The 13,551-nt window shown below is 69.9% G+C and carries 16 protein-coding genes and 1 pseudogene; 2 read left to right on the forward strand and 15 right to left on the reverse strand.

The genetic code is table 11. The features are described from left to right. Positions 1–30: 30 nt before the first annotated feature. The 3 genes and pseudogenes from EV375_RS14780 to EV375_RS14790 form a co-directional block, all read right to left on the reverse strand. On the reverse strand, positions 31–399 hold the full coding sequence (locus EV375_RS14780) for a holo-ACP synthase (RefSeq protein WP_130299863.1): 369 nt from the start codon (positions 397–399) through the stop codon (positions 31–33). A gap of 71 nt (positions 400–470) precedes the next feature. After that, a pseudogene (locus EV375_RS14785) lies at positions 471–1,187 on the reverse strand (hypothetical protein); the annotation flags it as partial. A 44-nt stretch (positions 1,188–1,231) separates the two neighbouring features. After that, positions 1,232–1,492, reverse strand: a complete 261-nt coding sequence (locus EV375_RS14790) for a hypothetical protein (RefSeq protein ID WP_254665976.1) — start codon at positions 1,490–1,492, stop codon at positions 1,232–1,234. 141 nt (positions 1,493–1,633) lie between these two features. Between EV375_RS14790 and coaA the strand changes: the two genes are divergently transcribed. Then, positions 1,634–2,626, forward strand: coding sequence for a type I pantothenate kinase (gene coaA, locus EV375_RS14795; RefSeq protein WP_130301857.1), 993 nt, complete (start codon positions 1,634–1,636; stop codon positions 2,624–2,626). Positions 2,627–2,674: 48 nt separating this feature from the next. On the opposite strand, the gene glmM is transcribed toward coaA, so the two are convergent. The 3 genes from glmM to rplM form a co-directional block, all read right to left on the reverse strand. Continuing rightward, positions 2,675–4,033, reverse strand: coding sequence for a phosphoglucosamine mutase (gene glmM, locus EV375_RS14800; protein ID WP_130299865.1), 1,359 nt, complete (start codon positions 4,031–4,033; stop codon positions 2,675–2,677). A 414-nt stretch (positions 4,034–4,447) separates the two neighbouring features. Next, positions 4,448–4,951, reverse strand: coding sequence for a 30S ribosomal protein S9 (gene rpsI, locus EV375_RS14805; protein ID WP_055485881.1), 504 nt, complete (start codon positions 4,949–4,951; stop codon positions 4,448–4,450). Between the two features lie 42 nt (positions 4,952–4,993). Beyond that, positions 4,994–5,437: a 50S ribosomal protein L13 gene (gene rplM, locus EV375_RS14810; RefSeq protein ID WP_130299866.1), complete on the reverse strand. Its 444-nt coding sequence runs from the start codon at positions 5,435–5,437 to the stop codon at positions 4,994–4,996. A gap of 1,013 nt (positions 5,438–6,450) precedes the next feature. Between rplM and EV375_RS14815 the strand changes: the two genes are divergently transcribed. Next, complete coding sequence (locus EV375_RS14815) at positions 6,451–7,293, forward strand: hypothetical protein (protein ID WP_207228121.1); 843 nt, start codon at positions 6,451–6,453, stop codon at positions 7,291–7,293. A gap of 43 nt (positions 7,294–7,336) precedes the next feature. On the opposite strand, the gene truA is transcribed toward EV375_RS14815, so the two are convergent. The 9 genes from truA to map form a co-directional block, all read right to left on the reverse strand. Beyond that, complete coding sequence (truA, locus tag EV375_RS14820; protein ID WP_130301859.1) at positions 7,337–8,209, reverse strand: tRNA pseudouridine(38-40) synthase TruA; 873 nt, start codon at positions 8,207–8,209, stop codon at positions 7,337–7,339. Positions 8,210–8,372: 163 nt separating this feature from the next. Then, positions 8,373–8,921, reverse strand: coding sequence for a 50S ribosomal protein L17 (rplQ, locus tag EV375_RS14825; protein ID WP_130299867.1), 549 nt, complete (start codon positions 8,919–8,921; stop codon positions 8,373–8,375). Positions 8,922–9,108: 187 nt separating this feature from the next. Beyond that, the gene (locus tag EV375_RS14830) at positions 9,109–10,131 is read right to left on the reverse strand and encodes a DNA-directed RNA polymerase subunit alpha (protein ID WP_055485885.1); all 1,023 of its coding nucleotides are present in this window, start codon (positions 10,129–10,131) and stop codon (positions 9,109–9,111) included. 150 nt (positions 10,132–10,281) lie between these two features. Then, complete coding sequence (gene rpsD, locus EV375_RS14835; RefSeq protein ID WP_055485886.1) at positions 10,282–10,908, reverse strand: 30S ribosomal protein S4; 627 nt, start codon at positions 10,906–10,908, stop codon at positions 10,282–10,284. 25 nt (positions 10,909–10,933) lie between these two features. Beyond that, a complete protein-coding gene (gene rpsK / locus EV375_RS14840; RefSeq protein ID WP_028433270.1) occupies positions 10,934–11,338 on the reverse strand; it encodes a 30S ribosomal protein S11 in 405 nt (134 codons plus the stop codon). 67 nt (positions 11,339–11,405) lie between these two features. Continuing rightward, positions 11,406–11,786 (reverse strand): 30S ribosomal protein S13, encoded by a 381-nt coding sequence (rpsM, locus tag EV375_RS14845; protein WP_028433879.1) that lies wholly within the window; start codon positions 11,784–11,786, stop codon positions 11,406–11,408. A gap of 233 nt (positions 11,787–12,019) precedes the next feature. Further along, on the reverse strand, positions 12,020–12,133 hold the full coding sequence (gene rpmJ / locus EV375_RS14850) for a 50S ribosomal protein L36 (RefSeq protein ID WP_003956441.1): 114 nt from the start codon (positions 12,131–12,133) through the stop codon (positions 12,020–12,022). Positions 12,134–12,195: 62 nt separating this feature from the next. Then, positions 12,196–12,417: a translation initiation factor IF-1 gene (gene infA / locus EV375_RS14855; RefSeq protein WP_003948620.1), complete on the reverse strand. Its 222-nt coding sequence runs from the start codon at positions 12,415–12,417 to the stop codon at positions 12,196–12,198. A 234-nt stretch (positions 12,418–12,651) separates the two neighbouring features. After that, on the reverse strand, positions 12,652–13,488 hold the full coding sequence (map, locus tag EV375_RS14860; RefSeq protein WP_130299868.1) for a type I methionyl aminopeptidase: 837 nt from the start codon (positions 13,486–13,488) through the stop codon (positions 12,652–12,654). Positions 13,489–13,551 lie beyond the last annotated feature (63 nt).

A 13,551-nucleotide genomic window follows, 5' to 3' on the forward strand; every position in this document is an offset into this window, starting at 1 on the left:
GCCGGCGGGGACGCCGTCCCTCCGCGGAGGTCACCCCTCGGCGATCACCACGGCGGAGGCGATGCCCGCGTCGTGCGACAGCGACAGGTGCCACCCCCGCACGCCCAGCGACTCGGCACGTGCCGCCACCGTGCCGCGCACCCGCAGCGACGGCTGGCCCGAATCGGACTGTACGACCTCGGCGTCGGTCCAGCTCAGGCCGCCCGGCGCCCCCAGCGCCTTGGCCAGGGCCTCCTTCGCGGCGAAGCGGGCGGCCAGTGACGCCACGCCTCGCCTCCCGCCGCCGGGCAGCCACAACTCGGCGTCCACGAAGAGCCGTTCGGCCAGTGTCGGAGTACGCTCCAGCGCCTCGCCGAACCGGTCGACCGCGGCCACGTCGATGCCGACCCCGACGATCACCCGGCACCCCCGACGGTCTCGTCCTCGTCCCGCCCCCGGTGCGTGTCCGGCTCGCCGGCGCCGGCGGCCCGCACGTCGTACGGAAGCAGGTCCACCGGCACACCGTCCAGGTCGGTGACCCAGGCGCCCTCGGGGCGCACCGTCACCACCCGGCCGTCGCCGACATCGGCCGCTTCCCGTGCGTGCGGTGCGAACGCGGCGGCGTGCGACGCCAGGAACGTCTCCCCGTCACCGATGCCCACCGTGAGCGGCAGCCCGCCGCACCCGCCTGTGATCACCTCGGGCTCGTCGGCGTGTACGGCGACCAGGGCGAAGGCACCGGTGAGCTGCCGGCAGACCTGGCGCATGGCCTCCGCGGGGTCACCGCAGGAGGAGTAGTGCTCGGCGAGCAGATGCGCCGCGGCCTCGGTGTCCGTCTGCGAGACCAACTCGTGGCCGCGGGCGGCGAGTTCGCCCCGCAGCCGGTCGTGACCCGTGATGTCGCCGCTCTGGACCACGGCGACGCGGCCCGAACCGTCCATGTGCGGATGCGCGTTGACGTCCGTGGGCGGCCCCGGCGTGGCGCGGCGGATGTGCCCGATCCCCGTCGTGGCGGCGGGAAGGGGACGGACCCTCAGCTCCTCCCGCACGTCGCCCAACGTCCCCGCCTTCTTCGCCGCGGCCAGTCCGCCGTCGACGAGCAGGGCGACCCCGGCCGAGTCGTAGTCGAGGGGCTCGAGCCGGCGCAGTCCGTCGAGGAGGACGGCAAGGGCGGAACGCCCTCCCGTGTACGCAACGATTCCGCACATGCGAGCACCCTAGAGCGTGGACGCGGCCGGGCGGCGGCGGGCGCTCAGCTGCCCCGTGCGATGCGCTCTATGGCGTCCTCGACGAGCTCCAGGTACTCGGCTTCCTCGCACCGCGGCTTGCTGCCCAGTACGTACATGTCGAGGCTCTCCGTCAGATCCTCTGCCAGATCCTCGTCCGGCAGGTAGTCCAGTGCCAGATCGCCCTGTATGCGGGCCGCGAAGTCCCGGTCGGGAGGCGCCTGGGCAAGGGGGGATCGTCTTCGTATGCGGTGCTTCAGGCTCATGCGGCCGATGCGGAGGGACATGGCAGGAAACGTAATGGCACCGACCCCCGCGCGTACACCGTCTGCACATCCCGTTTTCACGGAAGGTCCGTGCAGGTCGCTCCGGTCTCTCCGCCGCGCCCCTCAATCGTCCCCCGCCGGGCGTTCCGCACCCTCCCCCGCCTGATTCAGGCCACAAGAACGGCGCAGAATGATCCCGTGCCGACGAAGCCCTACGTGGATCTCTCACGTGCCGAATGGAGCGTTCTGCGGGAACGCACGCCGCTGCCCCTGAACGCCGCCGAGGTCGAGGAGCTGCGCGGCCTCGGCGACGTGGTCGACCTCGACGAGGTGCGGGAGGTCTTCCTGCCGCTCTCCCGCCTGCTCAACCTGTACGTCGCGGCCACGCACGGGCTGCGCTCCGCGGTGAACACCTTCCTCGGCGACGCCGGCCGGGGGCGGGACGGCGCTCAGCGCGGAACCCCCTTCGTGATCGGAGTCGCGGGCAGCGTCGCCGTCGGCAAGTCCACGGTCTCCCGGCTGCTGCGGGCGCTGCTCGCCCGGTGGCCCGAGCACCCCCGCGTCGAACTGGTCACCACCGATGGCTTCCTGTTGCCGACGGCCGAGCTGGAGGAGCGCGGCCTGTTGTCCCGCAAGGGCTTCCCCGAGTCCTACGACCGCCGCGCGCTGCTCGGCTTCGTCGCCGACGTCAAGGCGGGCAAGCCGGAGGTGACGGCGCCCGTCTACTCGCACCTCGTCTACGACCGGGTCCCCGGGGAGCGGCTGACGGTACGGCGGCCCGACATCCTCATCGTCGAAGGGCTGAACGTCCTCCAGCCCGCGCTGCCGGGCAGGGACGGCCGCACCCGCCTCTCCGTCTCCGACTACTTCGACTTCTCCGTCTACGTCGACGCCCGTACGAGCGACATCGAGGAGTGGTACCTGAACCGCTTCCGCGCGCTGCGGGAGACCGCCTTCCAGGATCCGCGCTCCTACTTCCACCGCTACACGGAGGTGACTGAGGAGGAGGCGCTGGACTTCGCGCGCCGGACGTGGCGCACCGTCAACGAGCCCAATCTGCGGCAGAACATCGCGCCCACGCGCGGCCGGGCGACGCTGCAACTGCACAAGGGCGCGGACCACAAGGTCCGGCGGCTCTCGCTGCGGAAGCTGTGAAGGGCCCGGGCCCTGCCCGTCGCGGGCGCCGGCCGGGCCCTCCCGCGCTCAGCCCAGCGAGCTCTTCACCACGTCGGCCAGGCGGCCCGCGACGGACTCGGCCTGCTCGCTGTCGGCGGCCTCCACCATCACCCGCACCAGGGGCTCGGTGCCCGACGAGCGCAGCAGCACCCTGCCCGTCTCGCCCAGTTCCCGTTCGGCGTCCGTGACGGCGGCAGCCAGCTCGGCGGAGGTGTCCACCCGGCTCCTGTCCACGTCCCGCACATTGATCAGCACCTGCGGCAGGCGCTCCATGACGTTCGCCAGCTCCGAGAGGGACTTGCCGGTCGCGGCGACGCGTGCGGCGAGCATGAGCCCCGTCAGCGTTCCGTCGCCGGTGGTGGCATGGTCCAGCGCGATCACGTGCCCGGACTGCTCGCCGCCCAGGGCGTATCCGCCGCGCTTCATCTCCTCCAGCACGTAGCGGTCACCGACCGCCGTCTGCAGCACCTCGATGCCCTCACGGCCCATGGCGAGCCTGAAGCCGAGGTTGGACATGACCGTGGCCACCACGGTGTCCTTGCGCAGGTGCCCCGAGTCGCGCAGGGCCAGGGCGAGCACGGCGAGGATCTGATCGCCATCGACGACCTCGCCCCGGGCGTCGACGGCCAGGCAGCGGTCCGCGTCGCCGTCGTGCGCCACTCCCAGGTCGGCCCCGTGCTCCACGACGGCCGCGCGCAGCCCGTCCAGATGCGTCGAGCCGCAGCCCTCGTTGATGTTGAGCCCATCGGGGTCGGCGCCGATGGTGAACACCTCGGCACCGGCGCGCGCGAACGCCTCCGGGGAGACGCGGGAGGCCGCGCCGTTAGCCCCGTCGATGACCACCTTCAGCCCGTCGAGCCGGTTCGGCAGCACGCCGACGAGGTGGGCCACGTAGTTGTCGAACCCCTCGTCGTAGTCGCGCACGCGCCCGACCGCGGCGCCCGTGGGACGCTCCCAGGGCTGGCCCGTGCCGTGCTCGCGGTACAGCGCCTCGATGCGGTCCTCCAGCTCGTCCGCGAGCTTGTGGCCGCCCTGCGCGAAGAACTTGATGCCGTTGTCGGGCATGGGGTTGTGGCTCGCCGAGAGCATCACGCCGAGGTCCGCACCGAGCGAGCCGGTCAGGTAGGCGACGGCCGGGGTGGGCAGCACGCCCACGCGCAGTACGTCGACGCCGGCGCCCGCCAGACCCGCGACGACCGCGGCCTCCAGGAACTCCCCGGACGCTCGTGGGTCCCGTCCGACCACGGCCACCGGCCGGTGCCCCTCGAACGAGCCCACTTCAGCGAGCACATGCGCCGCCGAGACCGACAGGCCGAGCGCCAGCTCGGCGGTCAGTCCCTCGTTGGCGACACCGCGCACACCGTCCGTTCCGAAGAGTCGTCCCACTGTGGTTCCTCCGAGTCCGAGTCGAGTCCGAGTACCGGGCCGAGGGCGGCTCCCGACCGGATACGAGCTGTATACAAGCCGCATATGAGGCGAACACGAACCGGACACCACCCGGTCCTGACGGGAAAGCCCGAGCCCGTCCTCATCCGTGCAAGGTACCCGCCGGGCCCCGGCCTTCCGCTCTCCCCCGCGCCCGGCACGCCCACGCGCCGCCCGCACTCACCAAAGGTGCCCGTCGCCACGCGTTGTATACCGAGTGCACGCGGCAGGCATGCCACCCCGGCGACGCCTGTGCACCGCCCGCGTGACCCGCCCCGCGCCCGTCATCCTCACAGACGAACGCCCCGGGGGACGGTTTCGTACCCCGGGGCGGTTCAATATCGCTGCTGTGAACAGCGCAGCCGGCGCGGCGCGTCAGCGCTTGCTGTACTGCGTGCCCTTGCGGGCCTTCTTCAGACCGGCCTTCTTGCGCTCGACGGCACGAGCGTCACGCGTGAGGAAGCCGGCCTTCTTGAGCGGACCGCGGTTGTTGTCCGTGTCCGCCTCGTTCAGCGCACGGGCCACACCGAGGCGCAGCGCGCCCGCCTGGCCCGAGATGCCGCCGCCGTTGATGCGGGCGACGATGTCGTAGCGATCGTCCAGCTCGAGCACCTTGAAGGGCTCGTTGACTTCCTGCTGGTGCACCTTGTTGGGGAAGTAGCCCTCGAGGGTGCGACCGTTGATCTTCCACTTGCCGCTGCCCGGGATGATACGGACGCGGGCGACGGCGTTCTTGCGGCGCCCGGTGCCGGCGGCCGGCTGCGGGTCGCCGAAGCGGGACGCGAGCGACTCGGAGGTGAACTCCTCCGGCGCCTCGGGGGTCTCGGACGTGTACTCCTCGACACCCTCGACGGGGGTCTCAGCAGTGGTCTCGGCCACGATTCTCCTCAACTTCTCTCTGTATCGGGTTGGTGGCCGGACTTACTGCGCGACCTGGCTGATCTCGAACGGCACGGGCTGCTGGGCGCCGTGCGGGTGCTGGTCACCCGCGTACACCTTCAGCTTCGAGAGCATCTGGCGGCCCAGGGTGTTCTTCGGGAGCATGCCCTTGACGGCCTTCTCCACGGCCTTCGCGGGGTCCTTCTCCAGCAGCTCGTCATAGCGGACGGACCGCAGACCACCCGGGTAGCCGGAGTGGCGGTACGCCAGCTTCTGGGTCCGCTTGTTGCCGGACAGGTGCACCTTGTCGGCATTGATGATGACGACGAAGTCACCGGTGTCGACGTGAGGCGCGTACACCGGCTTGTGCTTGCCCCGGAGAAGGGTGGCGGCCTGGGTGGCCAGACGGCCCAGGACAACGTCCTGCGCGTCGATGACGTGCCACTGGCGCTTTACATCGCCGGGCTTGGGGCTGTACGTACGCACTGTCGTAGCCTTCGCTTCTTCTAGTGGGGTCTCCCCGGGCCCACCAAGGGCCAGGGGACGGGTCTCCGGGCCCGCAGGGCCAGAGGACGGGGTCTCCCCATGCCCCGGAGGGCCACGGGAAAGGTCCTGACAAGGCCCTGGCAGATCACGACAGCCTTGACCGCACTACGGTGACGCGAGCCGCTGGTGCTGATCGCTGGTCATCGGCCGATGGGCCGGGTGTAAGGCCCTCCCACGTGAGAATGAGCAAGCCAATACACACAACGAACCGGCAGCTTACCGGGGCGCACCCGTACGGGTCAAAGCGGGCCACGCACGCCCTGTGACCGGCTCCGACTCACCGTCGCGAAGCCCCCGCCGGCCTCCCCGCCTCCCCGCTGCGCCCGCCGCGCCCATGCGGCCGGGCCCGCGCCGCCGCGCCCATCGCGCGCCGGCCCGCCGCTCGGCGTGGGGGCTCACCCCGGTTCGTCGCCCGCGGCCTCCCGCCTCTCCGGACGAGACCGTTCCTTCCCTGACGGCACCGTCCGCGCCCAGCACCGGGGCCCGGCCGCAAGGCCGGGGCCAGGCCGCAGTGCGCGGCGGGCCGACCGAAGGGGGCTTGTGCGTACCGCAGTTGAGTGTCCTGGTCGCCGGAGTGCGCCACGGTGACGGCCAGTTGGGCCCCGTCCCACCTCCTCGGCGTCCTCTGCGGCGGGACGGACGGTGGCGGACCAGGACAGACGGTGGCGGACCAGGCCGGGCGGGGACGGGTCGGGGCTGGGAAAAGCACGGGCCCCGGCAAGATGCCGCCAGACGCCCGCAGTTCACGCCGGACCGGGTGTGGCGGCCTCGCCTTCCCGCCTCGTTCGGACCCGCCGGCGCGACCGGGACCCCTTTCCGGTCCGGGACGGGAGATCGGAGAGCAACGGCCCCCGCAGGGGAGAAAGTGCTCGAGAGAGGCGTCACTTCAGGGCGGCGAACGGGCTCGTGCTCACGGTGGCAATCACCCGCAACCAACCGAATATGATGCGCCCATGAGCTTTGGGCAGGGTGGACCCGGCGAGGGTCCCGGCGGTTCTTCCACTCCCGACTGGGGGGCGCTCGCCGAAGAGACGGAACGGGAGCGCGCGCGCAAGCGCCGCTGGATGATAGCCGGTGCCGGCGCGCTCGCCACGGTCGTGGTGGCCGGCATAGTCGCCGTCGCGGTGGTCAACGAGGGGGGCAGCGGGGGCCGTGCTTCCGGCAAGCCTTCGGAGACGCTCCCCACCCCTGAGGATCTGCCGTCGAGCACCGCGGGCCAGCCGGAACCGACGTTCAAGGACGAGCCGCCGCCACCGCCCCCGCCCCGTGACTTCGTCTCCGACTCCAGGACCGACAAGGCCCCGCTCAACGTCGGCACGCTCTTCCCCGCCAAGCGCGTCAGCATCAACGGCCGTCCGTACAAGCGCGCTTCGACGGATACGAGCAAGGGCTGCACCGACGCCGCTCATGCCGGGCTCGGAGAGGTACTCAGTGACAACGGGTGCAAGAGCCTCTTCCGGGCCACCTACACCCGCGGCGGGCTCGGCGTCACGGTCGGCATCGCGGTCTTCGACGACGCGAGGACGGCGGCCAAGGTGAAGAAGCAGTACAAGCCCAACCTCGTCGCGCTGAAGGGCGGCGGCGTCCCCGAATTCTGCCGCACCGTCACCTGCCGTACGACCGCCAACTCCTACGGGCGATATGCCTACTTCACCATCTCGGGCCGCACCAACGGCAAGCCTTCCACTGAGTCCGACACCCAGGCGGAGCAGGCGGGCCGCGACGGTTCCACGTACGCCTACGCCCGCATCCTCAAGCGCGGCAAGGATCAGGCGGAGGCCTCCGTCGAGCAGTAGCGGCCGGCCCAGGAGGTTCAACAGCAGCCCCCGGACCGGCAGTTCAGCAGCACCCGGCAGTAGCCGCCGCACCTGCGTCGGGCAGCGAACGCCTGTTGCGCGCCGCGAGGTTGCGCGCCGCCAGCTCACCGTCCGGCGGGTATCCGACCTCTTCCAGTGTCAGCCCGTGCGGCCGTACGACGTGGACCGCCGAATCCCGTACCTGCCGGGCCAGCACCTCTCCCGGCCACTGCGGGGGCCTGTGTCCGTCACCCACGAACAGCATCGCGCCCACGAGCGAGCGCACCATGTTGTGGCAGAAGGCGTCGGCCTTGACCGTCGCCTCCAGCACGCCGTCGTCGTGCCGCTGCCAGTGAAGCTGCTGCAGCGTGCGGATGGTGGTCGCACCGTCGCGCCGCTTGCAGTACGCCGCGAAGTCGTGTTCGCCGAGCAGATGCCCGGCTGCGGCGTTCATCGCATCGACGTCGAGCGGCCAGTTGTGCCAGAGCACGTGCGAGCGCAGCAGCGGGTCGACGCCGCCGGGATTGTCGCTCACACGGTACGAGTAGCGTCGCCAGATCGCCGAGAAGCGGGCGTTGAAATGCGGGGGCGCCGCAGCGACCCGCCACACGCGCACGTCCATCGGGAGCCGTCCGGCAAGGCGCCGCAGCAGCTGCCCGCTGTGCTCGGCCCATACCTCTTCCGGCAGGTCGACGTGTGCGACCTGACCCCGCGCGTGCACTCCTGCGTCCGTTCGCCCCGCGACGGTCAGATCCACCGGCGTGGCGTTCTCCTGCTGACCGAGGCGCAGGACCACGCGGATGGCGTCCTCTATCTCCTGCTGCACGGTCCGTCGGCCCCGCTGCCGGGCCCAGCCGGAGAAGCCCTTGCCGTCGTAGCTCAGGTCGAGCCGCACCCTCACCTTGCCGGGCTCCACCGCGTCCGTCCCGAAGGTCCCGTCCCCCGCGTCCGTCCCGAAGGTCTCGTCCCCCGCGTCCGTCACGTCCGTCACGCGGCCGATCCTCCCGTTCCTCTCCCTGTGAAGAACGAACAGGCCCGCTCCCCGAAGGGAACGGGCCCGCTCACGAGCTCCACGAGTGTCAGGCGTCCTTCGACTCCTCGGCCGCGGACTCGCCGCCCTCGGCCTCGGGTGCGGCATCGGCCTCGGCCGCTGCCTCCTCGGACTGCTTCTTCGCGGCGGCCTTCTTGGCAGGCGCCTTCTTGGCCGGTGCGTCCTTCGCCGTCCGCTTGGTCGCGGCCTCGGCCTCGCCGACAGCCTGCTGCTGCACGGTCAGGGCCTCCACCAGCTCGATCACGGCCATGGGCGCGTTGTCGCCACGGCGGTTACCGATCTTGGTGATGCGGGTGTAGCCACCCGGCCGGTTCTCGTAGCGGGGGCCGATCTCGGTGAAGAGGGTGTGGACCACGCTCTTGTCCGTGACCGTGCGCATGACCTGGCGACGGTTGTGCAGGTCGCCCTTCTTGGCCTTGGTGATCAGACGCTCCGCGACGGGACGCAGCCGACGTGCCCGCGCCTCGGTGGTGGTGATGCGCCCGTACTCGAAAAGGTCCGTGGCGAGGTTCGCCAGCATCGCCTTCTGGTGCGCGGCGCTGCCGCCCATGCGGGCACCCTTGGTGGGCTTCGGCATCGTGCTTCTCCTTCTGTGTTCCTGCACCGGCCGTATCAGGTACCGGTGGCAGTTCCGGCCGTATCAGGTACCGGAATGGGTGTCCCCTCAGGCCCATCAGAGCCAAGGGGCCCGGCCGGGCGGATTCCCGGCCGGGGCAACGGGGCCGCGTGATGCGTCCCCGTGGATCAGAACCGCTCGGCGAGGCTCAGTACTGCTCGGTCTCGACGAAGCCGGCGTCCGTGTCGTCCTCCGCGCCGAAGGCGTCGGCGGCGGCCGTCGGGTCGAATCCGGGCGGGCTGTCCTTCAGGGCGAGGCCCATTCCGGCGAGCTTCGCCTTCACCTCGTCGATCGACTTCGCGCCGAAGTTACGGATGTCGAGCAGGTCCGCCTCGGAACGCGCCACGAGCTCACCCACGGAGTGGATGCCCTCGCGCTTCAGGCAGTTGTACGAACGGACGGTGAGCTCCAGCTCCTCGATCGGCAGCGCCAGATCGGCGGCGAGCGCGGCATCCGTCGGGGACGGACCCATGTCGATGCCCTCGGCGTCGACGTTCAGCTCGCGGGCCAGGCCGAAGAGCTCGACCAGGGTCTTGCCGGCCGAGGCCATGGCGTCGCGCGGCCGCATGGCCTGCTTGGTCTCGACGTCGACGATCAGCTTGTCGAAGTCGGTGCGCTGCTCGACACGGGTCGCCTCGACCTTGTACGTGACCTTGAGCACCGGCGAGTAGATGGAGTCGACCGGGATGCGCCCGATCTCCTGGCCCATCTGCTTGTTCTGCACGGCGGAGACGTAGCCGCGGCCGCGCTCGACCGTCAGCTCCATCTCCAGCTTGCCCTTGCCGTTGAGCGTGGCGAGGACCAGGTCGGGGTTGTGCACCTCGACACCGGCCGGCGGTGCGATGTCCGCGGCGGTGACCAGGCCGGGGCCCTGCTTGCGCAGGTACATCACGACCGGCTCGTCGTGCTCCGAGGAGACGACCAGGGACTTGATGTTGAGGATGAGGTCGGTGACGTCCTCCTTGACGCCCGGCACGGTCGAGAACTCGTGCAGGACACCGTCGATCCGGATGCTGGTGACAGCGGCTCCGGGAATCGAGGAGAGGAGCGTGCGACGCAGGGAATTGCCGAGGGTGTAGCCGAAGCCCGGCTCCAGCGGCTCGATCACGAACCGTGAGCGGAATTCGTCGACGACCTCTTCGGTCAGGGACGGGCGCTGAGCGATCAGCATGTGGTTGTGCCTCCAGTCTTCGGCAACCGCTATTTGATGCCGTACTGACAGGGTACGGGCGGCACGGCACATCCGAGTGCCGTACCACCCACCCCGGTTGAACCGCTGTCCCGAGCAGAGCTCGCGATCAGCAGCCGGACCGGACCCGAATCACTTCGAGTACAGCTCGACGATCAGCTGCTCCTGCACCTGGGTGTCGATCACCTGGCGCTCGGGCAGCGAGTGGACGAGGATCCGCAGCTTCGACGGAATGGACTCCAGCCAGGCCGGAACCGTCTTCTCGCCGGCCTCCGCCGCCGCCACCTGGAAAGGCGTGAGGCTGCGGGAGGACTCGCGGACCTCGATGATGTCGCTCACGGACACGCGGGCCGACGGGATGTCGGTCTTGCGCCCGTTCACGGTGATGTGCCCGTGCCGGACCAGCTGACGGGCGTGGTCGCGGGACTTGGCGAAGCCGGCCCGGTAGACCACGTTGTCCAGACGGGTCTCGAGGATGCGCAGCAGGTTGTCGCCGGTCTTGCCCTGCAGGCGGTTGGCCTCGTTGTAGTACCCGCGGAACTGCTTCTCCAGGACGCCGTAGATACGCGCTGCCTTCTGCTTCTCGCGCTTCTGCAGCAGGTACTCGGAGTCCTTGGTGCGCCCGCGACCGTGCTCACCCGGGGGGTAAGGACGGATCTCGATCGGGCACTTCGCGCTCTCGCACTTAGCTCCCTTGAGGAAGAGCTTCTGCTTCTCCCGACGGCAACGCTTGCAGTCGGCCCCGGTGTAACGCGCCATGTCTCAGTTCTCCTGTTTCAGCTGGTCAGACTCGGCGGCGCTTCGGCGGGCGGCAGCCGTTGTGCGGGGTCGGGGTGACGTCCTGGATGGAGCCGACCTCGAGGCCCGTGGCCTGGAGGGAACGGATCGCGGTCTCACGGCCGGAGCCGGGGCCCTTGACGAAGACGTCGACCTTGCGCATGCCGTGCTCCTGAGCGCGGCGGGCCGCGTTCTCGGCGGCCATCTGCGCGGCGAACGGCGTCGACTTCCGGGAACCCTTGAAGCCGACGTGGCCGGCGGAGGCCCAGGAGATCACGTTGCCGGTCGGGTCGGTGATCGAAACGATGGTGTTGTTGAACGTGCTCTTGATGTGAGCGTGCCCGGCGGGGACGTTCTTCTTGTCCTTGCGGCGCACCTTCTTGGCGCCGGCCGTACGGCCCTTCGGAGGCATATGGATTTACTCCTGTGGAGGTCGTCGGTCCTGCAACACGGACCGCTTGCAGCGTGTCCGGTGCGGACTACTTCTTGCCCGGCTTCTTCTTGCCGGCGATCGCGCGACGCGGGCCCTTGCGGGTGCGGGCGTTGGTCTTGGTGCGCTGGCCGTGGACGGGCAGGCCGCGGCGGTGCCGCAGGCCCTCGTAGCAGCCGATCTCGACCTTGCGGCGGATGTCGGCCTGGATCTCACGGCGGAGGTCACCCTCGACCTGGAGATTGTTGTCCACGTATTCGCGGATCTTGACGAGGTCCTCCTCGGCCAGATCCCGCACCCGGGTGTCGGGGTTGATCCCGGTCTCACCAAGGGTCCGCTGGGCAAGGGTTCGACCGATGCCGAAGACGTAGGTGAGGGCGACCTCGACGCGCTTCTCACGCGGGAGGTCGACGCCTGCGAGGCGTGCCATTACTTGGGCTCCTGATTGCTTTGCGGAGGTCTGCCGCAGCGCCGTCCCCTGTTGTTCGTGCCGTACGGCAGTGCCGTACACGCACCCGTGAACAAGGTCCCCGGCCTCCGACCGAGGGTGTCGTCCCCACCGGCATGAGACATCAGGCGGGGGGTCGGGCGTCTGCGTATGTACTTTTCACTTGCGTCGCGCGAAGAGTGCGATCTGTGCGAAGGCTCGTGGTCTGGTGTGCTTCAGCCCTGGCGCTGCTTGTGGCGCAGGTTGTCGCAGATGACCATGACCCGGCCGTGACGGCGGATCACCTTGCACTTGTCGCAGATCTTCTTGACGCTCGGCTTGACCTTCATGGATGAGGTTCTCCGGGTCAGGCCGCCGCCCACGGACGTGGGTCAACGGCTCGATCTGTGAGCTACTTGTAGCGGTAGACGATCCGCCCGCGGGTCAGGTCGTACGGAGAGAGCTCCACCACGACCCGATCGTCGGGAAGGATACGGATGTAGTGCATCCGCATCTTGCCGCTGATGTGCGCGAGAACCTGGTGCCCGTTCTGAAGCTCCACCTTGAACATCGCATTCGGCAGAGATTCGACGACCGTGCCCTCGATCTCGATGGCCCCTTGTTTTTTGGCCATGCTCTAGCGCTTCACCTTCCGGGATCGGCTACCTGGGGTGATCCCGGGCATACCAATACCCCGGGACCGACGAGCCAGTCTACGATACGCGTCCCGCAAAGACGAATTCGGGTAGCCTCCCCGGCTCCCAAGATCGTTATGCTCCCGCGGATGAAGTCGGCTCACACTCGCCGCCGCGGCCAGGAGGCCGCCGGGCCCACAGGGACCGATCGCCGGGACCGCGCCCGCGGCACGTCAGGCGAGCGGATCGGGTGCTGCCGTGATGCCCAGCTCTGCGAGCTTCGCCTTGCCGCCGTCCGGCGCGGTCAGCACGAGCGGGCCGTCGTCGGTCAGGGCCACGGAGTGCTCCCAGTGGCTCGACCAGCTGCCGTCGTTCGTCTTGACCGTCCAGTCGTCCGACAGCACGTGCGTCTTGGACGTGCCCAGGGTCACCATGGGCTCGATGGCCAGGCACAGCCCCGGCACCAGCTTCGGCCCGCGCCCGCGACGCCGATCGACATAGTTCAGCAGGTGGGGGTCCATGTGCATCTGGGAGCCGATGCCGTGCCCGCCGTAGTCCTCGACGATCCCGTACGAGCCCGAGGCGGGCCGCGGCTGGCGCCGGATGCAGCCCTCGATCGACCGGGAGACGTCCACGAGCCGGTTGCCCTTGCGCACGGCGGCGATGCCGGCCCACATGGACTCCTCGGTGACCCGGCTCAGCTCACGGAGCTCCGGCGAGTGGCCTTCGCCGACGAAGACCGTGAGCGCGGCGTCGCCGTGCCAGCCGTCGATGATCGCGCCGGCGTCGATGGAGAGAAGGTCACCGTCCTTGAGGACGGTCTCCCTGTCGGGGATGCCGTGCACGACGATGTCGTTCACGGACGTGCAGATGTTGCCCGGGAAGCCGCCATAGCCCAGGAAGTTGGGCTTTGCTCCATGATCGGCGAGGACCTTGGCGGCGACCTCGTCCAGGTCCTTCGTGCTGGCCCCCGGGACGGCGGCCTCACGGCAGGCCTTGTGCATCGCCGCCACGACAAGGCCCGCCTCGCGCATCTTCGCGATCTGTTCCGGGGTCTTGATCTCCACCATGCGGCGGTGCCTTCCTCGACGGGTGCTGAAGGGGTGCTCACGGCCGGCGCACCGGCTCGGGGG

The sequence above is a fragment of the Streptomyces sp. CNZ301 genome, assembly GCF_004217425.1.

What these genes read in the sequence shown, in the direction of transcription:
- EV375_RS14790 (WP_254665976.1), bottom strand. Translation starts at nt 1,492, where the DNA reads ATGTCCCTCCGCATCGGCCGCATGAGCCTGAAGCACCGCATACGAAGA.
- EV375_RS14815 (WP_207228121.1), top strand. Translation starts at nt 6,451, where the DNA reads ATGAGCTTTGGGCAGGGTGGACCCGGCGAGGGTCCCGGCGGTTCTTCC.
- rplQ (WP_130299867.1), bottom strand. Translation starts at nt 8,921, where the DNA reads ATGCCGAAGCCCACCAAGGGTGCCCGCATGGGCGGCAGCGCCGCGCAC.
- EV375_RS14830 (WP_055485885.1), bottom strand. Translation starts at nt 10,131, where the DNA reads ATGCTGATCGCTCAGCGCCCGTCCCTGACCGAAGAGGTCGTCGACGAA.
- rpsD (WP_055485886.1), bottom strand. Translation starts at nt 10,908, where the DNA reads ATGGCGCGTTACACCGGGGCCGACTGCAAGCGTTGCCGTCGGGAGAAG.
- rpsK (WP_028433270.1), bottom strand. Translation starts at nt 11,338, where the DNA reads ATGCCTCCGAAGGGCCGTACGGCCGGCGCCAAGAAGGTGCGCCGCAAG.
- rpsM (WP_028433879.1), bottom strand. Translation starts at nt 11,786, where the DNA reads ATGGCACGCCTCGCAGGCGTCGACCTCCCGCGTGAGAAGCGCGTCGAG.
- rpmJ (WP_003956441.1), bottom strand. Translation starts at nt 12,133, where the DNA reads ATGAAGGTCAAGCCGAGCGTCAAGAAGATCTGCGACAAGTGCAAGGTG.
- infA (WP_003948620.1), bottom strand. Translation starts at nt 12,417, where the DNA reads ATGGCCAAAAAACAAGGGGCCATCGAGATCGAGGGCACGGTCGTCGAA.
- map (WP_130299868.1), bottom strand. Translation starts at nt 13,488, where the DNA reads ATGGTGGAGATCAAGACCCCGGAACAGATCGCGAAGATGCGCGAGGCG.